Raw genomic sequence first — 22,544 nt, 5'->3', positions numbered from 1 at the left:
GCCCGCAGCTTATTAAGCTATTACTTACCGATAAATTCACTCAGATTGTCTTTATCAACGCCCACGTACGGTACGCGGACAATCTTATTTTCAATTTTCCAGTTAGTGCCGGCAGCCGGTTCTTTGCCATCGGCGAGATTTTTCGCCAGATCGAAGGTGGCTTTCGCCTGGTTGTTGGCATCGTTCAGTACTGTACCCGCCATAGCGCCGGATTTAACCAACGCTAACGCTTCCGGCAGCGCATCGACGCCGAATACCGGGATACTGCTCTTATTGTGGGCCTTCAGCGCTTCTACCGCGCCCATCGCCATCGCATCGTTGTTAGCGATAACGACTTCAATTTTGTTGGCGTTCGGGCCAGACAGCCAGGCATCCATCTTATCTTTCGCCTGAGCGGTGTCCCACATGGCGGTGTCTAACGCCAGCTGCTGGGTTTTGAAGCCCTTGTCGTTAAGCTCTTTAATCACATAGGTAGTACGCGCTTCCGCATCTGGATGGCCCGGCTCGCCTTTCAGCAGGACAAACTGAATCTGGCCATCTTTATTCAGATCCCAGTTCGGGTTCGCTTTCCAGTGCTTGGCAATCAGGTCACCCTGAATCACGCCGGACTCTTTTGAATCGGTACCGACGTAGTACGCTTTATCGTAGCTATCCAGCGCCTTACGGGATGGCTCTTTGTTAAAGAATACTACCGGCACGTTCTGGCTACGGGCTTTATCGATGACCGTCCCCGCCGCCGCCGGGTCAACCAGGTTAATCGCCAGCGCCTTCACGCCTTTTGCCAGCAGGACGTCAATCTGATCGTTCTGCTTGGACTGATCGTTTTGCGAGTCATTCATGAGCAGCTGAACATCCGGCGCCGATTTGCCGTCTTTCTCAATTGCCTTACGCACCACCGACATAAAGTTGTCGTCGTATTTATAGATCGTCACGCCGATACGCGTATCTGCTGCGTGCGCCGCGGCGCCGAATAACATGCTGGCCATTACAGCAGACAGGGTTAACACCTTCTTATTCATGGAATCTCCGGTTTTATTATGCAGGGTCTTTGGTGTGAAAATGGCTGGCGAGCGTTACATTAATGTTACTGCACAGCGACATTCACGACTGTAATTCTGTCTTCCGTGTAGGGTACCGCTCCTGAAAAACGGCTTTATTCATCGTTTAACGCCGATTACTGCTGTAAAAGTGATTAATCACCGTGACATAGTATGTTCAGACTTGTAAACGCAGCAATCATAGTCAGCTTAATGTTAACAAACTGTGAAATCACTCACATATTGAAAGCGGTTACATCAGGCAGATAATTAGTTAGTGATCGGCCCCACAATTTGCCTCTGCGCCACCGAATGCCGGCGCACCAGCGTCGGCATAAAGCAGTGGCTGGCTTCACGATCCAGCTTCCCCGCCGCGCCCTGTAGCGCCAGCTCGGTCGCCAGTTTCGCCATCGACATAATCGGGTAGCGCACCGTCGTCAGCTGCGGGTCGGTGTAACGGGAAATGGGGATATCATCAAAACCGATCAGCGAGAGATGCTGCGGTACGGCAATGCCGTTATCTTTAAGCGTCGTGAGCGCGCCGGCCGCCATGCTGTCGTTATAGGCGAAGACCGCGGTCAGACCGAGGTTGCGCCCCAGCAGTTCGACCATCGCCGCCTCGCCGCCCTGCATATCCGGAGATCCGGATCCCACCCAGCTTTCGGGAGCGACGATGCCGTGTTCATGTAACGCCCTGAACCATCCTTCCCGCCGTAATTCATCATCTTCGATGCCGTGATTGGAAGAGAGGTAGCCGATGCGCTGGTGACCATGATTGAGCAGCATGCGGGTCGCCATCAGCGCGCCGCTGACGTTATCCAGCCCAACGCAGCGGTGGGCGTACCCCGGCACGATGCGGTTAATCAGCACCATTCCCGGCATATGCTCCATAAAATCCCCCAGCTCTGCGTCGCTCAGCGCCTTGGAATGGACGATCAGCGCTGAACAGCGCTGGCGAATCAGCACCTCAATGGCGTTACGCTCTTTTTCCGCTTCATGATAGCTATTGCCGATAAGCACATATTTCTGATGCTGCTGGGCGACGGTATCAACCGCTTTGACCAGCGCGCCAAAAAAGGCGTCCGACACGTCCATCACGACCACGCCGATGGTATCGCTGACCTGCGTCGCCAGCGCCTGCGCGTTGGCGTTCGGCCGATAGCCCAATAGCGTTACCGCCTTCATTACCGCTTCTCGCGTATCCGGGCTCACCAGCGCGCTGTTATTCAGCACGCGCGAAACCGTCGCAACGGAAACCCCCGCCTGGCGGGCGACATCACGAATGGTGATCATACTCACCAACCTGTAGAGCATTGCAGTACGTCACACTCACCTCCTGTGTTCAGCAAGGAGGCTATTCTGGCAGCGACGTGCCGTACGCTACGTGAGTGAGGTCACAGGGATGGAAACGGTTACATCCATTTTGTTAATGATTGTGATCCAGATCGTTATCTGGATGTATCTTTTAATGATGTCCCCGACGCACGCAGGGTGAATTGGCGCCATAGCCACTCAACGGGCCCCTGGCGGAAATGACGTAGCCAAAACCACGAGAAGAGAAGATTCACCGCCCATACGGGCGGCACGAAGGCTAACAGCTGTAAGCGGTCATACTTCATAAACTGGCCGAAGCGGTAAAATAGGGTGGTGCAAATGAGGGTCTGCAGCAGATAGTTGGTCAGCGCCATGCGCCCGACGCAGGCAATCGCCCCCACCAGACGAAACTTACACAGCTGCGGCCAGAAGCCCCAGGCCAGCGCCGCGTAGCCGATGGTTTGCAGCGGCGCGCTCAGTTCGCGCGGCGCCTGTAGCAAAAATGCGCACCAACGATAATCCCAGCCCAGATGCCACTGGGCGACGATAGAGGGCAAATTGACCGCCATTCCGGCGATAATCAGCAGCCCGCCGGTACGCCGGTAGTGGTGAAGGCTGAACTGCCCTTTGAGCCAGCCGCTGCGCATTAGCGCGGCGCCCATCAGCATCATACCGGCCAGCTGCCAACCGTACTGCGCGCCCAGCGCCAGCAGATTATCCGACAGCATATCCGCGCGATTGCTCACCGCCTCAAAGCCGCCTTTTAGCTTCCAGTACTGCTCGTACTGCAAATTGGCCGCGTCCGGCACCCACGAACGATTGGGCGTATTGCCGGAAATCAATCCCAGCAGTAGCAGGACCGCCACGCCAATGACGTACAGCACCACGCCGGTATTAAACAGCGATTTGACATCGTGGGCGTCGCGCACCATTCGCCATCCCACCAGCCCTACCAGCGCATAAGCCAGCAGAATATCGCCGTCCCAGAAAAACAGACCGTGTATAAAGCCCAACAGCGCCAGCAGCGTCAGGCGCGACTGGATCCAACGCTTGCCGCGCGGCAGTAAAAGCTGAAGCCCGGCGCCAAACAGCAGGGCGAACAGGGTCAGGAATTTGACCTGCGCCAGCAGATCGAGAATCGCCCAGGTCCAGGCGTCGCTATCGGAGATGCTCCCGGACCACGCCGGGTTTAGGTAAGCGGCCTTCGGTAAACCGAAGGCGCTGATATTCAGTAGCAGGATACCGAGGATGGCGACGCCGCGGACAAAGTCCAGCGTGACATTTCTCTCCATGTACCCTGCTCCGTTTTAGTTGTGGTGACGTACGGCGCGCAGGAACTCCTGGCGGGTATTCTGGCTGGATTTAAACAGGCCGCCCAACGACGTGGTGGTGGTGGCGCTGGTCGCATCGCGAATGCCGCGCGCTTTCACACAGTAGTGCACCGCATCGATGGAAACCGCGACGTTGCTGGTTCCCAATAGCGTTTGCAGCGCGGTGAGGATCTGCTGCGTCAGTCGCTCCTGCACCTGCGGGCGCTGGGAGAAGAACTGCACGATGCGGTTAATTTTCGACAGGCCAATTACCGAATCTTTCGGGATATAGGCCACCGTCGCTTTGCCGTCGATCGTGACAAAATGGTGTTCGCAGGTGCTGGTCAGAGTGATATCGCGTACGGTCACCATTTCATCAACCTGCATCTTATTTTCGATGACGGTGATTTTAGGGAACCGGGCGTAGTCCAGGCCGGAGAAAATCTCATCGACGTACATTTTGGCGATGCGATGCGGAGTCTCCATCAGGCTGTCATCACTTAGATCAAGGTTTAACAGCTGCATAATCTCGGTCATGTGTCCGGCGATCAGACGCTTGCGAGTTTCATTATCAATTTCTTGTACTGGCGGACGCAGCGGCGTCTCCAGCCCACGAGCGACCAGCGCTTCATGAACGAGTATGGCTTCTTTACTCAGTGATGACATTTTTGTTCTCCTGCAGGTGTGGCGCTCTTTGCTCTTCTGAGGGCAAAGTTTGTATTCATTGTGCGTGAGGTGACGCACAGAATCCAGTAGCCGCATCGATAATTGTTGAAATTGGCGTCACCTCTCGTTCCACGCCGCCAGACCAGCGCACTACGATGCGTCACGCAACGCCCTGCTCACCTTGCCGCAACCAACCCAATCGCCGCCCCATAGCGCGACTCCTGCCGCTACGGCAAGGTCAGCATGTTGGTTAAAAGTTGCATTAATGATGCAATACGTTCCGAAAAGGAGGAAGTGAAAGTTACTCACGAGGCCATGAAATATCTGTATTATGGAAAATTACGCCTGAGACACTTAAGGAGCCCTGCATGGAACTGCTCGAAGAGCACCGCTGTTTTGAAGGTCGGCAGCAACGCTGGCGGCACGACTCCGCAACGCTGAACTGCTCAATGACCTTCAGCATCTTTTTACCGCCCGCCAACGCGGACGCGCCGCCGCCGGTTCTCTACTGGCTCTCCGGCCTGACCTGCAATGATGAAAACTTCACTACCAAAGCGGGCGCTCAGCGCGTCGCCGCCGAACTGGGCATTGCGCTGGTGATGCCGGACACCAGCCCGCGCGGTGATAATGTTGCCGACGATAGCGCTTACGATCTGGGTAAAGGCGCGGGCTTTTACCTCAATGCCACCCAGGCGCCGTGGTCAGCGCATTTCCGCATGTACGATTACCTTCGCGACGAGCTGCCGCAGCTGATTGCCCGCGAGTTCACTCTCAGCGATCGCTGCGCCATCAGCGGACACTCCATGGGCGGCCACGGCGCGCTGGTGATGGCGCTGAAGAATCCGGGCCGCTTCGTCAGCGTTTCCGCGTTCGCGCCTATCGTTAACCCGACCCAGGTTCCCTGGGGCAAAAAAGCCTTTACCGCCTATCTGGGAGCGGATGAAGCGGCCTGGCAGGCCTGGGACAGCTGCGCGTTAATGCAGGCCAGCAGCGAATCTGACGCGATTCCAACCCTGATTGATCAGGGTGACAGCGATGCATTTCTTGCCGAGCAGCTGCAGCCGGCAGTACTGGCGGAAACCGCGCGGCAGAAAAGCTGGCCGTTAACCCTGCGCATTCAGCCCGGTTACGATCACAGCTACTACTTTATCGCCTCATTTATTGAGGACCACCTGCGCTTCCACGCCCGGTACCTCTTCGCCTGATCATCTCAATGCGTCGTGAAGCTCCTTCCCGGCGCATTGATGCTTTTCCGTCTGGCTTCACCCTGAGCGCCTTTAGCGAGGGCTGGCAGGGAAATCTGCCAGCCCTCTTTTATCGCCCGGTTAGAAGCGGTAATCGACGGCCATAAAGTAGCGGCGGCCTTCTTCTGTATAGCTATAGTCGTCGCGGCTCAGATCCTTATCGCCAACGTTGAGTACCCCGGAGCGCAGCTTGACGTTTTTGGTGACGTTCCAGGCCGCGCCGATATCAAACATGGTGTAGCCGCCGGGCGTTTTGCCCGTCGCGCTGACCGAACGCTGTTCGCCGGTATAGTTGGCGGTGACGTAGAAGGACCAGTCGTCCAGAGGTTTCCAGTCGAGGGTACCGTTAGCGGTATGGAACGGCAGCGTTTGCAGCGGTTTATCGCCGCCGTTGCTCAGGTCGCGGCCATCGTTATAGGTGTAGTTAACCGTCAGCTTCCATTCGTCGCCGAACGGCACCTTCAATTCCGTTTCTACCCCTTTGATACGCGCCTTATTGACGTTGAAGTAGCGGAAGATCGGCACGCGTTTACCGTTCACCGTTTTCCAGCCGACAAAGTTCGGGTAGCCCGGCGCTTCGCTGGCGCTGGAGGTACGCAGGATATCGATCATATCGTCAACGTTATTCTGGAAGGTGGTGACGCTTCCTTCCACGCCGTCAAACCAGCCCTCTTCGCCGCGATAGTACAGGCCCAGCTCGAAGCTTTCGCTGGTTTCCGGTTTCAGATCCGGGTTACCGATAATGCTGCACGAGCCGCGGCAGGAGTTGGTGGTCCAGTCCGGGTTCAGCTGCAGCAGGGATGGCGCTTTAAATGCCGTCGCCCAGCCGCCCTTCACGGTCACGGTATCGGTGGCGTTATACACCAGATAAGCGCGCGGGCTCCAGTGATCGCCATAGGTCTGGTGATCGTCCATACGAATGCCGGTGGTCAAGGCCAGAGGTTCGATGATCCGCCATTCATCTTCGAGGAACAGCGCGTACTGGCTGGCGGAGGTGGATTGGCTGCCGCTGCTCAGATTGACCGGGTCTTTCAGCTTATCGTGACGCCATTCGCCGCCGAAGGTCAGCAGCTGGTTAATCATTCCCAACGGCAGAACGTATTTGCCGTCAACCGAGTTACTCTCAGAAGTGATGGTCCCGGCCTGACCCGGATTTTTATTATCCACTTTCTCGCCGTAGAATTTCAGCTCGCTATTGCCGACATCCCAGCGGCCGTTGTGGCTCAGGGAGTAGTTCTGGCGCTCGAGGCGGTTGCGGTCAAGAGAGTCGGAATCCCGATCCTGGCGATCAAACCCGTAGCCTGCGGTCATGTCCTGATTATCGGTTGGCGTCCAGGCGAATTCGACGTTGCCGTCGCGGCTGGTGAAGCCTTCAATACGCGGCGTTTCGCCCGCTGCGTTGCTGGAAGCCTGCTGATCGTCCTTGGCGCGCTTCGCCAGGCTGCCGTAGGCTTTCATCCCCAGCACGCCGTCAATCAGCGGGCCGCTGGTAAAGAACTGACCGTTGTACGTATCGCCGCGATCGCGGTGTTCCTGAAGAGTGGTGTCCGCGCTGAGGGTGCCGGTCCACTGCTGGCCGACTTTTTTGGTGATGATATTCACCACGCCGCCGAGGGCGTCGGAACCATAGAGTGAGGACATCGGCCCGCGCACGACTTCGATACGTTCGATGGCATCAACCGGGATCCAGTTGAGATCAAAATCGTTGTGGCGGAAAACGGCGTTGCGCGAGTTAACGCGTTTGCCGTCAACGAGGATCAGCGTATAGCCGCTGCTGAGGCCGCGAATGCTCACCCCTTTGCGGTTATCCCCTTCGTTGGTGAGCTGCACGCCCGGCACTTCCCGCAGGACATCCTTCAGGTTTTGTACCGGTCTACGCTGCAGATCCTGCTGGGTGATAACGCTAATACTGGCGGGCGCATCTTTGACGCTCTGTTCAGTTGCCGCAGCGGTGACGACCAGCGTTTCTTCATTGACGTCGGCGAGCGCCGGAAACGCCAGGGATACGACGGACGCGCATAATCCGGCCCGGACAAAAGGGTTTAGCCTGAACATTCCATATCTCCATGAGGTGTACAACAAAACAAACAAAAAGGTCCTGCTCACAGGTACTGTCGGCATAGCGCTCTAACGGCGTATGCGCGCAATTTTTTACAGTAGATGTGGCTGGTCGCCCCTTGTCAGTCTGACCCTCTGCAAGATACGGGGATTGGCTTCATCCTGAATTTGGCGGAAATGATAAAGATAATGATTACAGTTATCAATAAAATTATGGAGAAATGTGTCAATTTGTAAGGGCTGGGGACATAAAAAAACCCTCTTCATGAGAGGGTTTTATCTGACTATGCGAGCGCGGTTTAGCCTTTAAAGCGCTCCGGGAACTTCATTTCGCTGTAGCGTACAAAACGCGTCCCTTTCGCCAGCTTGTAACCGAACCAGATCACCAGGAACAGCGGAATACCGATATAGGTTGCCGCCACGCCGCCCCAGTCGATGGTATCTTTGAGGAACGCTTCGTAGTTCTGGCCCAGGGTAATGATCAGGCACAGCACGAAAGCGAAGATCGGCCCCAGTGGGAAGAAGCCTGAACGATACGGCAGGTCGTTGAGATCGTTCCCCTGCAGCACGTAGCCGCGACGGAAGCGATAGTGGCTGATAGCAATCCCCAGCCAGGCGATAAAACCGGTCATGCCGGAGGTATTCAGCAGCCACAGGTAAACGGTCTGATTACCGAACATCGAGCTCAGGAAGCACAGCCCTGCAATCACCGTGGTGGCATACAGCGCATTACGCGGCACGCCGCCTTTGGACAGCTTAGAGAAAATACGCGGCGCTTTGCCATCGCAGGCCAGAGTGTAGAGCATGCGGGTGGACGCGTACATCCCAGAGTTACCCGCCGACAGTACCGCCGTCAGGATAACCGCGTTCATAATCGCCGCTGCCGACAGCAGCCCCGCGTGCTGGAAGACCAGCGTGAACGGGCTAACGGAAATATCTTTAACGTCGTTACGCAGCAGGCTCGGATCGGTATACGGAATGATCAGGCTGATAATCAGAATCGCGAACACATAGAACAACAGGATACGCCAGAACACCTGCCGTACGGCGCGCGGAATATTCTTCTCCGGGTTTTCCGACTCGCCGGCCGCGATGCCGATAAGCTCGGTTCCCTGGAACGAAAAGCCGACAATCATCGCTACGCCAATCATCGCCGCAAAGCCGCCGGCAAACGGCGCATCGTCGACGACCCAGTTGCTCCAGCCCGCAGGCTGTGCGCCGTTGAAGATGCCAAAGATCATCATCACGCCGACAATAATAAAGATGATGACGGTGGCGACTTTGATCAGCGAAAACCAGTATTCCGCTTCACCAAAGCCTTTTACCGAGATCCAGTTCAGCAGGAACATGATGCCGAGGAACAGCGCGCTCCAGACCCAGCCGGGCGCATCGGGGAACCAGTAGGTCATCACCAGCTGAGCGGCAACGAGGTCAACGGCGATGGTTACCGCCCAGTTGTACCAGTAGTTCCAGCCCAGGGCAAAACCAAAGCCTTCCTCAACGTAATTTTGCCCGTAGGTCGCAAAAGAGCCGGACACCGGCATAAACGCCGCCAGCTCGCCGAGGCTGGTCATCAGGAAATAAACCATCAGGCCGATGAGAATATAAGAGAGCAGCGCCCCGCCAGGGCCCGCCTGAGAAATCGTTGCGCCAGAGGCAACAAAAAGACCTGTACCTATGGAACCGCCAATCGCGATCATGGTCAAGTGGCGCGCCTTCAGTTCACGACGTAAACCGGGCGCTTCTGTGGTTTTAGTATCCGAAACCATGTGAAAATGCTATCCATCCAAAAAACGAGGCGAGATTGTAGCAGAGTGTCTGTGATCCATCCGATACAATTGCAAAGTTATAAGAGAGCTTCATGATCGAGCATGGATTATTAGTAAAGCATGAAATCCCGGAAACGCCAGCGCGCATTGTGTCGCTTTTACACGTCGCAATAATGCAGAAATCGCTGTAATGCCTTGGAAATATGTTTCTGCCGGTGATGAATGCGCCACAAGGTGCGGGTTAAACGCGGCAGCGGGATCGCCAGCTCTACCAAAGACCCCACTTCAAGCTGCTCCGCCACCACGCGTCGCGACAGGCAGCTAATGCCTAAGCCATGGCGCACAGCGTGCTTGATGGCTTCCGAGTTGCCCAGCTCCATCCCCAGATGAAACGCCGGTAAATGCGAGAGTAATAAATAGTCGACGATTTCCCGGGTCCCGGAGCCATGCTCGCGTAAAATCCACGGCGCTTCCGCCAGCCGTTGCAGCGTCACCTCCCCTTCGAGGAGCGGCGAATCTGGCGCGGCAAAGACAACCAGTTCATCTTCCAGCCAGGGTTCGGCAATAATATCCGCGGCGTGACAGGGACCTTCAATCAGCCCGATATCCACGCGCAGATCGGCCACCGCATTGATCACGTCCTGGCTATTGCCTACGCTCAGCTCCAGCGGTAAATCCGGCAGATCGCGTCGATAGCGCGCAATAATTTCCGGCAGAATATAGTTGCCGATGGTGCTGCTGGCGTAGACGCGGATCGCGCCGTTGTCGCCGCGAAACAGCTGTTCTATCTCCAGCGCCCGCTCCAGAAGCGCCAGCGCCCGCGGATAAAGCAGCCTGCCGTGCTCGTTGACCACCAGCCTTTTCCCTACGCGGTCAAATAGCTGCACGCCCAGCTGCCCTTCGAGATCGGTCAGCGCCGCGCTAACCGCCGATTGGGAAAGCGCCAGCATTTGCGATGCCTGCGTCGTCGAACCGCTTTTTAATACTTCAGCAAAAACTTCCAGCTGCCTTAGCGTGATATGCATGATTTTTCCTGCCTTTATATACAACTCGCGATCCGCGGCGTGAGGCTGAGGTCCATCGATCTCAAACCGCGAAATCGCGCATTTACCACTTATTTCGATTAATTATAAATATATAATCAATTTTATATTTAAACCAGCGGGTCGTATGCTTTTCCCAGACAAAGGAGAAGGTTATGACAGCACTCACTTTACCGACTAAACATCGCCCATTGCGGCACTTTGCACCTGGACTGGCGCTGACCGCCGTTCTCACCGGCGCAGCGCTGTGGGCCGGTAGTTATCCGGCTATCGCCGGCGCGGGCTTCAGCGCCCTCACGCTGGCTATCTTATTCGGCATGGTCATCGGTAACACGGTTTACCCGAAAATCTGGCAGCCCTGCGACGGCGGCGTGATCTTTGCCAAGCAGCACCTGCTGCGTCTCGGCATCATTTTATACGGCTTTCGCCTGACGTTCGCCCAGATTGCCGACGTCGGCATAGGCGGTATCGTCATTGACGCGCTGACACTTTCCAGCACCTTTTTTATCGCCTGCTTTCTTGGGCAAAAGGTTTTCGGCCTGGATAAACATACCAGTTGGCTGATTGGCGCCGGCAGCAGCATCTGCGGCGCCGCAGCGGTGCTGGCGACCGAACCGGTCGTCAAAGCGGAAGCCAGCAAAGTGACGGTTGCCGTCGCCACGGTGGTCATTTTCGGCACCATTGCCATTTTCCTGTACCCGGCTATTTACCCCTTCCTGGCGCACTGGTTTACGCCGGAAGCCTACGGCATTTATATGGGGTCGACGATGCATGAGGTTGCTCAGGTTGTCGCTGCGGGCCACGCGGTGGGTCCGGACGCGGAAAACGCGGCGGTGATTGCAAAAATGCTGCGCGTGATGATGCTGGCTCCGTTCCTGCTGTTCCTCGCCGCGCGCGTGAAACAATTAGCCCCGGCCAACGGCGGGGAAAAAAGCAAAATCACCATTCCGTGGTTTGCGATCCTGTTTATTCTGGTGGCGGTGTTTAACTCCTTCCACCTGCTGCCGAAAGCGGTTGTCGATATGCTGGTCACGCTGGATACCGTACTGCTGGCGATGGCGATGGCCGCCCTCGGCCTGACCACCCACGTCAGCGCGCTGAAAAAAGCCGGCGCCAAACCGCTGCTGATGGCGCTGATGCTCTTCGCCTGGCTGATTGTCGGCGGCGGCGCGATTAACCTGGCCATTCATAGCCTGATGGCCTGAAGCCCCTCGCGATTCAGGTTGTATTAAGGATGATGTAACTCTCCGGCTAAGCCGCTATCATTACCCTCCCCCCAGCGGCTTATCTGGAGTTTTTTTATGAAATATATTGGAGCGCACGTCAGCGCCTCCGGCGGTGTAGCCAACGCCGCCATTCGCGCAGCCGAAATCGGCGCGACCGCATTTGCCCTCTTTACCAAAAACCAGCGCCAGTGGCGCGCCGCGCCTCTGAGCGACGAAACCATTGCTGAATTTAAAGCCGCCTGCGAAAAGCACCATTTCGGTCCGGGGCAAATTCTGCCGCACGACAGCTATCTGATAAACCTCGGCCATCCGGTTGAGGATGCGCTGGAAAAATCCCGCGATGCGTTTATTGATGAACTCTCCCGCTGCCAGCAGCTCGGCCTGACGCTGCTGAATTTCCATCCGGGTAGCCATCTGCAGCAAATCCCGGAAGACGAATGTCTGGCGCGAATCGCCGAATCGATCAATATCGCGTTGGCAAAAACCGAAGGCGTTACGGCGGTGATTGAAAACACCGCTGGCCAGGGCAGTAACCTGGGCTTTAAATTTGAGCATCTGGCGGCCATCATCGACGGCGTAGAAGATAAATCACGCGTCGGCGTATGCATTGATACCTGCCATGCCTTCGCCGCCGGCTACGATCTGCGCAGCGCCGAAGAGTGTGAAAAAACCTTCGCTGATTTCGAACGGATTGTCGGTTTTCAGTATCTGCGCGGTATGCATCTGAACGATGCGAAAAGCGCGTTCGCCAGCCGCGTTGACCGTCACCACAGCCTGGGTGAAGGCAATATCGGCCATGATGCTTTCCGCTGGATTATGCAGGACAGCCGCTTTGACGGTATCCCGCTGATTCTGGAAACGATCAATCCTGATATCTGGGCGGAAGAGATCGCCTGGCTGCGGGCTCAGCAAACGGAAGAGGCTACGGTCTGATATGAACGACAGGGAAAAGCAGATCCTCAAAATTTTGCGGCGCAACCCGCTGATTCAGCAGCATGAGATTGCCGATATTCTGCAGATTAGCCGCTCCCGCGTAGCCGCGCATATTATGGACCTCACGCGTAAGGGGGCCATCAAGGGCAAAGGCTACATCCTTACCGAGCAGGAGTATTGCGTCTCGCTGGGCGCGGTGAATATGGATATCCGCGGAATTGCCGATATCCATTATCCTCAACCGGTGTCAAATCCGGGTAATATCCAGTGCTCCGCTGGCGGCGTGGCGCGAAATATCGCGCATAACCTGGCGCTGCTGGGCCGCGATGTGCATTTGATTTCCGCCGTCGGCAGCGATTTTTATGGCGAAACGCTGCTGGAGCAGACCCGACAGGCCGGGGTTAACGTGCAAAGCTGTATCCGCCTGCACGGTCACAATACCGCCACCTACCTCTCCATCGCCAATCCGCAGGAAGAGACGGTGCTGGCGATTAACGATACGCATATTTTACAGTCGCTCACGCCGCAGCTGCTGAATCAGTATCGGGATCTACTGACGCATGCAGGCGTCGTTCTGGTCGATTGTAATTTAACGGAACAGTCGCTGGAGTGGGTGTTTACTCTGACCAACGCTATTCCGGTGTTTGTTGATACCGTGTCAGAGTTTAAAGCGCACCGCATTCGCCCGTGGCTGGGAAAGATCCACACGCTGAAACCCACGCTGCGCGAACTGCAGATTCTCTGGGGCGAGCCCATTGAAAACGAGGCCGATCGCGATCGGGCGCTAGCATGGCTACACGAAAAAGGCACCCAGCGGGTGGTGATTTGCTCGGAAGATGATTCGATTTTCTGTAGCGAAGCCGGCGGCGAACGCTTCCGGATGAGTTTGCCGGGCCATACGACGATTGACAGCTTCGGCGCCGACGATGGGCTGATGGCCGGGCTACTTTATAGCTACCTCGACGGCAGCGACTTTAAAGAGAGCGCCGCTTTCGCCATGGCCTGCACCGCCATCACCCGAGCCAGCGACAGCATCAACAACCCCTCTTTGTCCGTTGATAACGCGCTCAATTTACTTCCCAACGGATAGCAGCGCACCGCAGACGCGGCGCGCGCATCACATTATGCCAGCCCAATAAAGAACCCGGCGATGGTGGCGCTCATCAGGTTAGAGAGCGTGGCCGCCGCCAGGGCGCGCAGTCCAAGCTGGGCAATTTCCGGCGCGCGCTGCGGTGAAATAGCCGAAAACGCCCCGACAACCACGCCGATCGAGCCAAAGTTGGCGAAACCGCACAGCGCAAACGAAATAATCGCAACGGTTTTCACGTCCAGGTTTCCGCCGCTTTGCAGGTAGGGCGAGAAGTTGAGATAGGCAACGAATTCGTTGATCGCCAGCTTTTGGCCAATCAGGCTGCCTGCCAGCGTCGCATCGCTCCAGTCAACGCCCATGATCCACGCCAGCGGTGCGAGCAGAAAGCCGAAAATCCCCTCCAGCGTCGCGTGACCGTAGCCAAACCAGCCGCCAATGCCGCCGATAATACCGTTCAGCAGCGCGATAATCGCCACAAATGCCATCACCACGGTGGCCACCCCGGCGGCAATTTTCAGGCCGGTCATCGCCCCTGACGCCGCTGCCTCGATCACGCTTTTCGGCGGCGTCTCGGTGAAAGAGAGATTGTCGAAAGTGACCTGGGATGCTTCCGTTGCCGGACTCAGCATACGGGCAAACAGAATCCCGCCGGGGATGGCCATTAGCGAAGCGGCCAGCAGATAATCAATCGGCACGCCCATACCGGCATAGCCGATCATCATCGACCCGGCGATCGACGCCATCCCGCTGCAAATCGCGGTAAACAGCTCATTGCGGTTGAGCTTGTTGATAAACGGTTTGACGATCGCCGGGATCTCGTTTTGCCCAAGGAAAATGGTGGTCACGGCGACGAAAGACTCGATCTTGCTGATATTCAGCGCTTTCTGGAAGATCCCCCCGAGGATACGGATCAGCAGCCCCATCACGCCGAGGTAGTAAAGCAGACTGATCAACGCGGTAACAAAAATGATGGCGGGCAGAACGCGAAAGGCGAAGATAAAGCCGGCGCCGTCAAACAGCACGTCCATCTTCGGGCCGACCAGTGAACCAAAAATGAACGCACTTCCGGCGTCGCTATAGGACATGACTTTGTGTACCCCAAGCGCGGCCTGCTCGACCAGCCACTTGCCAGGGGGAAAATAGAGCATCACCCCGCCAATCACGATTTGCAGCAGCAGCGCTGCCCCTACCGTTCTGATGCTGATGCGTTTTTTATTAACTGACAGCGCAAAGGCAATGGCCAGCAACACCACCATCCCCAGAAGACTTCTCATGATGTCCATAATGATATCCTTACCTGGTGGAAAACCCGGCGCAGGCCAGGCTTTCGGTATCGTTGATATCGGGGCGGGCAACCGCAAACGGCCCGCGACTGTCGTCAGGCGATCTGCTGATACTCTTTGGCAATCTCGCAGGCCAGAACGGCGTTGTTGAAGACCAGCTGAATGTTGGATTTCAGGCTATCGCCGCCGGTCAGTTCCGCGACGCGCGCCAGCAGGAACGGCGTGCTCGCTTTACCCACTACGCCCTGCTCTTCCGCCTCCTTCACCGCCTGGTTGATGGCGGCATTGATTTTCTCTTCCGGCATCGCGAACGCTTCAGGAATAGGATTTGCCACCACCATGCCGCCATTCAGACCCGACTGCCATTTCACCGCCATCGCTTTGGCGATGTCTTTGGCGCTATTGAGGCGAATGCTGACGTCAAACGGGCTGGTTCGGCAGAAGAATGCCGGCAGCGCCGAAGTTTGATAACCAATAAGCGGGACGCCAAACGTTTCTAAATACTCGGTGGTTAAACCGAGATCGAGAATAGATTTCGCACCGGCACAGACCACGGTAACGTTGGTATTAGCGAGCTCCTGTAAATCGGCAGAAATATCAAATGTGTGCTCGGCGCCACGATGTACCCCGCCAATACCGCCGGTCGCAAAGACTTTAATTCCGGCCATCGCCGCAATAATCATGGTAGACGCCACGGTGGTCGCGCCATTTAATCCTGCGGCGACAACAAAGGGTAAATCACGACGACTGACTTTGGCGACGTTATGACCTTCGCGACCCAGAAGTTCAATTTCTTCACGGCTTAAGCCAACTTTCATTACGCCATGAATAATTGCGATGGTTGCCGGCACCGCCCCCTGGCGACGAATGGTTTCTTCTACTTCCAGCGCCGTTTGCGCATTTTCCGGAAACGGCATGCCGTGAGAAATAATCGTCGATTCCAGCGCCACTATCGGCTGGTTATTTTTTAACGCCTGCTGAACTTCCGCAGAAATCTGTAATAATTCAGAGGAAATATTTAATTCAGACATATTCTTTCTCCACTAACTTTTTTACGTTGGCGTAAGATAATTCAGGGTTATTGGTGAATTCCGATGAAAGCGCCAGAGAAGAGCATCCCTGAGCAAACTTCACCGCTTGCGAAAATGAGCAGCCGTCGAGCCAGCAGCAGGCCAGACCGGCCATCATCGCGTCACCGGCGCCGGTGACATTGACAACCTGGGTTTTCAGCGGCGCGGACCAGCCGCGTTCCCCATCTTTCTCGCTGTAGTAAACGCCGTCGCCGCCCATGCTCAACACCAGGCGTTTCAGGCCATGATGGTGAAACCAGTCGGCTACGCGAGCCACATCTTCAGTGCCGGACAGCGCGATGCCGCTCAGCGTTTCAGCCTCAATCCGGTTCGGTTTCAGGGTGTGAATACGCCCCAGGTGCTGGCTGATTTTCACGCATTTCCAGGCAGAAACCGGGTCAACAAAAATGGGCGTCGAGCCGCTATTTTCCATTAGCCAGGCCAGCGCCGACTCGCTAATATTGCAGTCAACAACAATCAACGCGGCGCCGCAGATAAAGTCTTGATGCTGCCTTAAAAAGGCCGGCGTAATATGCTCAGTGATGCTCATATCATTAATCGCCACCAGCATTTCACCGGTATTATCAAGCAGCGACAAATAGCTTGATGTGCCTTCACCCGGGATTATCTTACATTTATCGACGTGAACCCCGGACTGGGCCGTTTGATTTAATAATGAATGACCATAAAAATCGTCACCAACAACGGATAATAGCCACGCCGTTTTATTCAATAAGGCAATATTTTGCGCAATGTTGCGCCCCACGCCGCCGGGAGTATATTTTATTTTCCCAGGATTAGAATCAGCGTAGTTTAGCGACACATTGGAATAACCAGCCACATCCATGTTTGCCGATCCAATAATCACAACGTAATCATTTTCAGGCATAAAAATACCCTCCAGCATAAAAAACGCTATGGCAGTAAAATTATTTAATATCAGTAAATAAACACCTCACGATTCACAGCCCCTCATTTAAACACATGTTTGAATGTGAACATGTGTTTATGGTAAGCGGAATAATTTTAAAGTAAAGAGAGGTAAAATAGGATTTTCATATGAACATGAACAAAATCACAAAATTTGGCCAGTATGGTTTTTAAACAGTTTAAAAATGCGAAGAAGAGCACATACGGCGGGAGGGCGGAGGAAGAATGCGGCATAAAAAAAGAGCAGAGAAGACTCTGCCCTTGAGAAGCGTTTGCTACGTCTATCAGGCGGCTTGAACTTCAGGACGTTTCAGCACCGCGTAGGAGAGACCTGCGACCAGCGTACCGACCACAATCGCCATCAGGTAGCCAAGCACCGGCGTAATCGCACCAGGGATCAGCAGGACGAACAGACCACCGTGCGGCGCCATCAGCTTCGCGCCAACCCACATGGACATCGCGCCGGTCACCGCGCCGCCAACGATACAGCAAGGCAGGACGCGCATCGGGTCACGTGCGGCGAACGGAATCGCCCCTTCGGTGATAAAGCACAGGCCGAGAACCAGCGCGGCCTTGCCGCCTTCCTGCTGCGCTTTGTCGAACTTTTTACGCGCAATCAGCGTCGCCAGGCCCAGGGCCAGCGGTGGAACCATACCCGCCGCCATGATAGCCGCCATCGGCGCATAGGTCTGGGTACTCAGCAGGCCAACACCAAACGCGTAGGCCGCTTTGTTCACCGGACCGCCCATATCGGTACACATCATACCGCCGAGGATAGCACCGAGCAGAACCGCGTTCGCCGTCCCCATCGTTTGCAGCCAGTGGGTCAGGCCTTCGAGGATCCCGGCAACGGGTTTACCAATCAGGTAAATCATCGCCAGACCGACGATCAGGCTGGAAACCAGCGGAATGATCAGGATCGGTTTCAGCGCTTCCATACTTTGCGGCAGCTTCAGCTTCGTACTGATCGCTTTCGCCACGTAGCCGGCAAGGAAACCGGCGATAATACCGCCGATAAAGCCAGAACCAGTGCTCACCGCCAGCATACCGCCGATAAGACCCGGCGTCAGGCCAGGACGGTCAGCGATAGAGAAGGCAATAAAGCCCGCCAGGACCGGTACCATTAGCGCGAAGGCTGAGCCACCGCCGATTTGCATCAGCGCCGCGGCCAGGGTGTCTTTCACTTCAAAAGCTTTAATACCAAAAGCGAAGGAGAGCGCGATACACAGACCGCCCGCCACCACCATCGGCAGCATGTATGACACGCCGGTCAGCAGGTGGCGATAGGCGCCCGCGGACTCTTTTTTGCCTTCCGCCGCGGCCTGGGATTTACCCGCAGGCTGATACGGTTTCGCTTCAACCACGGCTTTATCCAGCTCCTGCGCGGTTTTCTTCAGCGCCAGGCCGGTGGTGGTGCGATACATCGGCTTACCGGCGAATTTCGCCAGATCCACTTCGATATCGGCAGCGACGACCACCAGATCCGCCTGTTCAACCTCTTCCGGGGTGATTGCATTGCCCGCGCCTACGGAGCCGCGCGTTTCAACCTTCACCCACCAGCCGCGTTTTTTAGCTTCGGTTTCAATCGCTTCCGCCGCCATAAAGGTGTGCGCGACGCCGGTCGGGCAAGCGGTGACCGCCACAATACGTTTTGGACCGTTAGCTGCAGCCGGCAACGCAGCAGCGGCCGGAGCGGCGTAAGGCGTCGCATGGCTTTTGGCTTCCCCGAGGAACAGCTCCGGGTGAGCCACGGCGCGGTTGATATCGCCGAGATAGACCTTTTTGCCATTCAGCGCGCTGTCGGCCGGCAGCGCCGTCCCCAGCACAATCGCCAGCTCAGCGTCATTTGGGTTTTCAATCAGTTCGAGTTGCGCTTTTTGCGCCGCGGTGCTTAACAGGGTCTTCGCCACATAGGCGCGAGCCTGTCCAAGCCCGGCATCAATAATCAGCAGCGTTTTCATTATGCCTCTCCTGCTGTTAATTAAAGGGTTGTAAGTCGACGCGCGCCATCATTGCGGCCAACTGGGTACGATCGGTAATACCGACATTGCTCTGACTCACCGCCAGCGCGGCGACTGCCGTTGCCAGGCGCAGCGTATGCTCGCTGGACTCACGCATCAGCAGGCCATAAATCAGGCCGCCAACCATTGAATCGCCGGCGCCAACGGTGCTAACCACTTCTACTGAAGGCGGTTTGGCAATCCATTCTCCGGATGCGTTAACCCACAGGGCGCCTTCTTCGCCCAGGGAGATAACCACGTGAGCGATACCCTGCTCACGCAGCGCATGAGCAGCTTCAATGACATCTTTCATCTCAGGCAGCTTGCGGCCAGCCCAGATTTCCAGCTCGCGACGGTTAGGTTTAACCAGCCACGGAGCCGCTTTCAGCCCCGCAACCAGCGCTTCGCGGCTGCTATCAAAAATGATGCACGGGCACTGGCTACGCAGACGGGTCATCCAGTCGGTGAACGCTTCCGGGCTAACGCCGGACGGCAGGCTACCGCTTACGCAGACCATATCGAACTGGCCCAGCCAGCTAAGAGAATCATTAACAAAACGCTCCCAGTCGCCCGGCGTCACTTCAAAGCCGGAGAAGTTGAAGTCAGTAACTTCGCCATCTTTCTCAGTCAGCTTGACGTTGATACGGGTACGGCCCTGAACGACCTGAAAACGGTTTGCGATGCCCAGCTCGCTGAACAGCTGCTGAAAACCATCCTGATTGTCTTTACCGAGGAAACCGCCAACGGTGACGTCAATACCGAGATCTTTTAGCACTTTTGCAACGTTGATCCCCTTCCCTGCGGCGTGCAAACCGGTGGTGCGAACGAGGTTAACCTCACCGCGTTCAATTTCCGGGGTAAAACCCACCAGGTCATAGGCCGGGTTTAAAGTAATCGTTGCGACACGTCTGCTCATTTATGCGCCCTCCCCAAGGCCTGCGGCGATCGCTTCGCCAATCGCATCCAGCGCCTGCTGCGCATCTTCACCCTGCGCGGTAAAGCGCAAGCGGTGACCTTTCTTAACGCCCAGCGCCACGACTTTCATCAGGCTGCGGCCGTTTGCCGGCTTGCCCGAACCATCAAGGTTGGTGACGGTAATGTCGCTGGAGAATTGTTTAATGGTATTAACCAGCATCGTGCCGGGACGCGCGTGCAGCCCGTGCTCGTTGCGGATAACGTATTCCGCGCTGAGAACATCTTCGGCAATCGCATCGTCGCTGGTCAGAAGAGCCAGCAGCGTGGCGCCATCAGCCTTCAGCAAGCGGTCAGCTTTTTTATCAAGGAGCAGATTGCTCAGGCGATTAAGCACCGCCGTCGGCTGGTCATCGGCCATCGCGACGGTGATCAGCAGAGAAACCGGCTGCTCATCGCTGGTGAAGGCGCTGGCCGCGCGGCTGACGGCAACGGCGCTGCGCAGGTTACCTTCGGTGCTGTCGTTCAGCCAGATGCCCTGACCGAGGTTCAGCGGTTTATCATTAATCGTACGGCTAACAAAGGAAGCATCGACGGCGCCGGCTTCTTTCAGCCGCGCGGCGTTCAGCGCCTGCAGGGTCAGCAGATCGCTGGCCGCAACGTCCAGGGTTAGCGTCTCATTATCCAGCTTCAGCGCTTCGCTCTGCTTTTCGCCCATCAGCAGGGCGCGCAGCTCTTCGGCGGTCGTCGCGGACTTAAGCTGTTCAGCAACGGCGTCGTCGCTCAGCACGTGGGTCAGTTGACGCAGCAGCCCAAGGTGTTCATCCGAGCTGGCGGCGATACCGATGGCGACGTAGGCGGTTTGCCCTTCGCCCCAGGTCACGCCCTGCGGAAACTGATAAACCTGAACGCCGGTTTTCAGCACCTGGTCGCGGGTGTCGGTGGTACCGTGCGGAATCGCAATACCGTTGCCAAGGAAAGTGGAGGTTTGCTGCTCGCGAGCCAGCATCCCGTTGACGTAGCCGTCTGCCACGTTGCCCGCGCTGACCAGCGCGGAGGCAACCTGACGAATAGCCTCTTCTTTATTACCGGCCTGCTGACCGGGATGAATATCCTGCACAGATAACTGGAACATGGTTCTCCTCTCCTGCTGAATTGAATCGTTTCAGCTACTTTGAGAAAAAATGCGTCATCTACCTGCTGGAGAATCTCCCGATGACGCTGAAACGTTTCAAGAAGTCTGTACCTTTATTAGCCGCCAGGCAAGAAAAGTTCGTTTCCTGATAACAGAAGTTAGAGATACAGCACACTTTTGCTGAAGCAGGAGCTACGATGCAGGGAAAACTTCAGCTTTCTGCTGAAGTTTGATTTTGAAACGTCTTTTTGATTTATTCGTGCCCTGGTACTGTTCATTTTCTGAGTGACGGCGTAAACTCCGCGACTCCTGAAAACCGATGAACGCCGACATGCAAAACAGTAGCGCCGCCCTGCCACGACGCGGGTTTGATTTCACCTCTTCCGCCTTTCTGATCGTCGCCTTCCTGACGGGTATCGCCGGGGCACTCCAGACGCCGACGCTGAGTCTGTTTCTGACTAACGAGGTTCACGTCCGACCGGCGATGGTCGGCTTCTTTTTTACCGGCAGCGCGGTGATCGGCATTCTGGTAAGCCAGTTCCTCGCCGGGCGTTCGGATCGCAAAGGCGACCGCAAGCGGCTGATCGTCTTCTGCTGCCTGATGGGCGTGCTGGCCTGCGTGCTTTTCGCCTGGAACCGTAACTACTTTATTTTGCTGTTTATCGGCGTATTCCTCAGCAGCTTCGGCTCCACCGCGAACCCGCAGATGTTTGCCCTCGCCCGCGAGCATGCGGACAAAACGGGCCGCGAGGCGGTCATGTTCAGCTCGATTCTGCGCGCTCAGGTGTCTCTGGCATGGGTTATCGGGCCGCCGCTGGCCTACGCGCTGGCGATGGGTTTCGGCTTTACCGTGATGTATCTCAGCGCGGCGGTCGCCTTTGTGATCTGCGGCGCAATGGTCTGGTTTTTTCTTCCCAGCATGCGTAAAGAGCCGAAGATCGCTACGGGACACCTCGAAACGCCGCGCACCAACCGCCGCGACGCGCTGCTGCTGTTTATCATCTGTACGCTGATGTGGGGAATCAACAGCCTGTACATCATTAATATGCCGCTGTTTATCATCAATGAGCTGCATTTACCGGAGAAGCTGGCCGGAGTCATGATGGGCACCGCCGCCGGGCTGGAAATCCCAACCATGCTAATTGCGGGCTATTATGCCAAACGCTTCGGCAAACGCTTCCTGATGCGCATCTCAGCGGTGGCCGGCGTGCTGTTTTACGTTGGCATGCTAACCGTACATACCCCCGGACTGCTGCTGGCCCTGCAGGCGCTGAACGCCATATTTATCGGCATTCTCGCCGGTATCGGCATGCTCTATTTTCAGGATCTGATGCCCGGACAGGCGGGCGCGGCCACTACGCTTTATACCAATACCACGCGCGTTGGCTGGATTATCGCCGGTTCGCTGGCGGGCGTCGTCGCGGAAATCTGGAGCTATCACGCCGTCTTCTGGATTGCGCTGGTCATGGGCGTAGCTACCCAGGCCTGCTTGTGGCGTATTAAAGACGTATAAAGCAGCGGTGT

The 22,544-nt window shown here is 56.2% G+C and carries 18 protein-coding genes; 5 read left to right on the top strand and 13 right to left on the bottom strand.

Annotation, left to right across the window (positions count from 1 at the left end):
- Window positions 1-20 precede the first annotated feature (20 nt).
- From mglB to folE, 4 genes are all read right to left on the bottom strand, one after another.
- The gene (gene mglB / locus EGY08_RS24710) at window positions 21-1,019 is read right to left on the bottom strand and encodes a galactose/glucose ABC transporter substrate-binding protein MglB (protein ID WP_004122863.1); all 999 of its coding nucleotides are present in this window, start codon (window positions 1,017-1,019) and stop codon (window positions 21-23) included.
- A gap of 288 nt (window positions 1,020-1,307) precedes the next feature.
- On the bottom strand, window positions 1,308-2,330 hold the full coding sequence (gene galS, locus EGY08_RS24705) for an HTH-type transcriptional regulator GalS (protein WP_004122864.1): 1,023 nt from the start codon (window positions 2,328-2,330) through the stop codon (window positions 1,308-1,310).
- Between the two features lie 155 nt (window positions 2,331-2,485).
- Window positions 2,486-3,643: a DUF418 domain-containing protein YeiB gene (gene yeiB / locus EGY08_RS24700; RefSeq protein WP_123829079.1), complete on the bottom strand. Its 1,158-nt coding sequence runs from the start codon at window positions 3,641-3,643 to the stop codon at window positions 2,486-2,488.
- A gap of 15 nt (window positions 3,644-3,658) precedes the next feature.
- On the bottom strand, window positions 3,659-4,327 hold the full coding sequence (gene folE / locus EGY08_RS24695) for a GTP cyclohydrolase I FolE (RefSeq protein WP_004103895.1): 669 nt from the start codon (window positions 4,325-4,327) through the stop codon (window positions 3,659-3,661).
- 368 nt (window positions 4,328-4,695) lie between these two features.
- Between folE and fghA the strand changes: the two genes are divergently transcribed.
- Window positions 4,696-5,532 (top strand): S-formylglutathione hydrolase, encoded by an 837-nt coding sequence (gene fghA, locus EGY08_RS24690; protein WP_123829078.1) that lies wholly within the window; start codon window positions 4,696-4,698, stop codon window positions 5,530-5,532.
- A gap of 120 nt (window positions 5,533-5,652) precedes the next feature.
- On the opposite strand, the gene cirA is transcribed toward fghA, so the two are convergent.
- The 3 genes from cirA to yieE form a co-directional block, all read right to left on the bottom strand.
- Window positions 5,653-7,626, bottom strand: a complete 1,974-nt coding sequence (gene cirA / locus EGY08_RS24685; protein WP_004122881.1) for a catecholate siderophore receptor CirA — start codon at window positions 7,624-7,626, stop codon at window positions 5,653-5,655.
- Between the two features lie 302 nt (window positions 7,627-7,928).
- Window positions 7,929-9,398: an amino acid permease gene (locus EGY08_RS24680; protein WP_004122883.1), complete on the bottom strand. Its 1,470-nt coding sequence runs from the start codon at window positions 9,396-9,398 to the stop codon at window positions 7,929-7,931.
- 158 nt (window positions 9,399-9,556) lie between these two features.
- Window positions 9,557-10,423, bottom strand: a complete 867-nt coding sequence (yieE, locus tag EGY08_RS24675) for a DNA-binding transcriptional regulator YeiE (protein ID WP_009653952.1) — start codon at window positions 10,421-10,423, stop codon at window positions 9,557-9,559.
- A 173-nt stretch (window positions 10,424-10,596) separates the two neighbouring features.
- Here yieE and EGY08_RS24670 point away from each other — a divergent pair, with 173 nt between their 5' ends.
- From EGY08_RS24670 to EGY08_RS24660, 3 genes are all read left to right on the top strand, one after another.
- Window positions 10,597-11,646 carry a YeiH family protein gene (locus EGY08_RS24670; protein WP_004122887.1) on the top strand — a complete coding sequence of 350 codons (1,050 nt, stop codon included), beginning with the start codon at window positions 10,597-10,599 and terminating at the stop codon, window positions 11,644-11,646.
- A gap of 96 nt (window positions 11,647-11,742) precedes the next feature.
- Window positions 11,743-12,600: a deoxyribonuclease IV gene (nfo, locus tag EGY08_RS24665; RefSeq protein WP_004122889.1), complete on the top strand. Its 858-nt coding sequence runs from the start codon at window positions 11,743-11,745 to the stop codon at window positions 12,598-12,600.
- A 1-nt stretch (window position 12,601) separates the two neighbouring features.
- Window positions 12,602-13,690, top strand: coding sequence for a sugar kinase (locus EGY08_RS24660; protein WP_123829077.1), 1,089 nt, complete (start codon window positions 12,602-12,604; stop codon window positions 13,688-13,690).
- A 32-nt stretch (window positions 13,691-13,722) separates the two neighbouring features.
- Here the strand turns inward: EGY08_RS24660 and EGY08_RS24655 are convergent, their stop codons facing one another.
- The 6 genes from EGY08_RS24655 to fruB all read right to left on the bottom strand — a co-directional run bounded on the left by EGY08_RS24655 (window position 13,723) and on the right by fruB (window position 21,020).
- A complete protein-coding gene (locus tag EGY08_RS24655; protein ID WP_004122892.1) occupies window positions 13,723-14,973 on the bottom strand; it encodes a NupC/NupG family nucleoside CNT transporter in 1,251 nt (416 codons plus the stop codon).
- Between the two features lie 95 nt (window positions 14,974-15,068).
- Window positions 15,069-16,004 (bottom strand): pseudouridine-5'-phosphate glycosidase, encoded by a 936-nt coding sequence (locus EGY08_RS24650; protein WP_004122893.1) that lies wholly within the window; start codon window positions 16,002-16,004, stop codon window positions 15,069-15,071.
- Entirely contained in the window at window positions 15,997-16,932 is a 936-nt protein-coding gene (locus EGY08_RS24645; RefSeq protein ID WP_123829076.1) for a pseudouridine kinase, read from the bottom strand. Before EGY08_RS24645 ends, EGY08_RS24650 begins: the two co-directional genes overlap by 8 nt.
- 325 nt (window positions 16,933-17,257) lie before the next feature.
- Entirely contained in the window at window positions 17,258-18,934 is a 1,677-nt protein-coding gene (gene fruA, locus EGY08_RS24640; protein ID WP_123829075.1) for a PTS fructose transporter subunit IIBC, read from the bottom strand.
- A gap of 16 nt (window positions 18,935-18,950) precedes the next feature.
- Complete coding sequence (gene fruK / locus EGY08_RS24635) at window positions 18,951-19,889, bottom strand: 1-phosphofructokinase (protein ID WP_004103928.1); 939 nt, start codon at window positions 19,887-19,889, stop codon at window positions 18,951-18,953.
- Complete coding sequence (gene fruB / locus EGY08_RS24630; protein ID WP_123829074.1) at window positions 19,890-21,020, bottom strand: fused PTS fructose transporter subunit IIA/HPr protein; 1,131 nt, start codon at window positions 21,018-21,020, stop codon at window positions 19,890-19,892. It lies immediately after the preceding gene.
- Between the two features lie 331 nt (window positions 21,021-21,351).
- On the opposite strand from fruB, the gene setB reads away from it, so the two are divergent.
- A complete protein-coding gene (gene setB, locus EGY08_RS24625; RefSeq protein ID WP_123829073.1) occupies window positions 21,352-22,533 on the top strand; it encodes a sugar efflux transporter SetB in 1,182 nt (393 codons plus the stop codon).
- Window positions 22,534-22,544 lie beyond the last annotated feature (11 nt).

Origin of the sequence: Klebsiella sp. FDAARGOS_511 (genome assembly GCF_003812845.1) — a bacterium.
GTDB lineage: Bacteria > Pseudomonadota > Gammaproteobacteria > Enterobacterales > Enterobacteriaceae > Klebsiella > Klebsiella grimontii.
The sequence above is the reverse complement of the archived record's forward strand: the minus strand, read 5'-3'. Positions and strand labels throughout refer to the sequence as shown.

Bases quoted from the DNA above. Each gene is read 5' to 3' on its own strand.
- mglB (WP_004122863.1), bottom strand. From the start codon at position 1,019: ATGAATAAGAAGGTGTTAACCCTGTCTGCTGTAATGGCCAGCATGTTA.
- galS (WP_004122864.1), bottom strand. From the start codon at position 2,330: ATGATCACCATTCGTGATGTCGCCCGCCAGGCGGGGGTTTCCGTTGCG.
- yeiB (WP_123829079.1), bottom strand. From the start codon at position 3,643: ATGGAGAGAAATGTCACGCTGGACTTTGTCCGCGGCGTCGCCATCCTC.
- folE (WP_004103895.1), bottom strand. From the start codon at position 4,327: ATGTCATCACTGAGTAAAGAAGCCATACTCGTTCATGAAGCGCTGGTC.
- fghA (WP_123829078.1), top strand. From the start codon at position 4,696: ATGGAACTGCTCGAAGAGCACCGCTGTTTTGAAGGTCGGCAGCAACGC.
- cirA (WP_004122881.1), bottom strand. From the start codon at position 7,626: ATGTTCAGGCTAAACCCTTTTGTCCGGGCCGGATTATGCGCGTCCGTC.
- EGY08_RS24680 (WP_004122883.1), bottom strand. From the start codon at position 9,398: ATGGTTTCGGATACTAAAACCACAGAAGCGCCCGGTTTACGTCGTGAA.
- yieE (WP_009653952.1), bottom strand. From the start codon at position 10,423: ATGCATATCACGCTAAGGCAGCTGGAAGTTTTTGCTGAAGTATTAAAA.
- EGY08_RS24670 (WP_004122887.1), top strand. From the start codon at position 10,597: ATGACAGCACTCACTTTACCGACTAAACATCGCCCATTGCGGCACTTT.
- nfo (WP_004122889.1), top strand. From the start codon at position 11,743: ATGAAATATATTGGAGCGCACGTCAGCGCCTCCGGCGGTGTAGCCAAC.
- EGY08_RS24660 (WP_123829077.1), top strand. From the start codon at position 12,602: ATGAACGACAGGGAAAAGCAGATCCTCAAAATTTTGCGGCGCAACCCG.
- EGY08_RS24655 (WP_004122892.1), bottom strand. From the start codon at position 14,973: ATGGACATCATGAGAAGTCTTCTGGGGATGGTGGTGTTGCTGGCCATT.
- EGY08_RS24650 (WP_004122893.1), bottom strand. From the start codon at position 16,004: ATGTCTGAATTAAATATTTCCTCTGAATTATTACAGATTTCTGCGGAA.
- EGY08_RS24645 (WP_123829076.1), bottom strand. From the start codon at position 16,932: ATGCCTGAAAATGATTACGTTGTGATTATTGGATCGGCAAACATGGAT.
- fruA (WP_123829075.1), bottom strand. From the start codon at position 18,934: ATGAAAACGCTGCTGATTATTGATGCCGGGCTTGGACAGGCTCGCGCC.
- fruK (WP_004103928.1), bottom strand. From the start codon at position 19,889: ATGAGCAGACGTGTCGCAACGATTACTTTAAACCCGGCCTATGACCTG.
- fruB (WP_123829074.1), bottom strand. From the start codon at position 21,020: ATGTTCCAGTTATCTGTGCAGGATATTCATCCCGGTCAGCAGGCCGGT.
- setB (WP_123829073.1), top strand. From the start codon at position 21,352: ATGCAAAACAGTAGCGCCGCCCTGCCACGACGCGGGTTTGATTTCACC.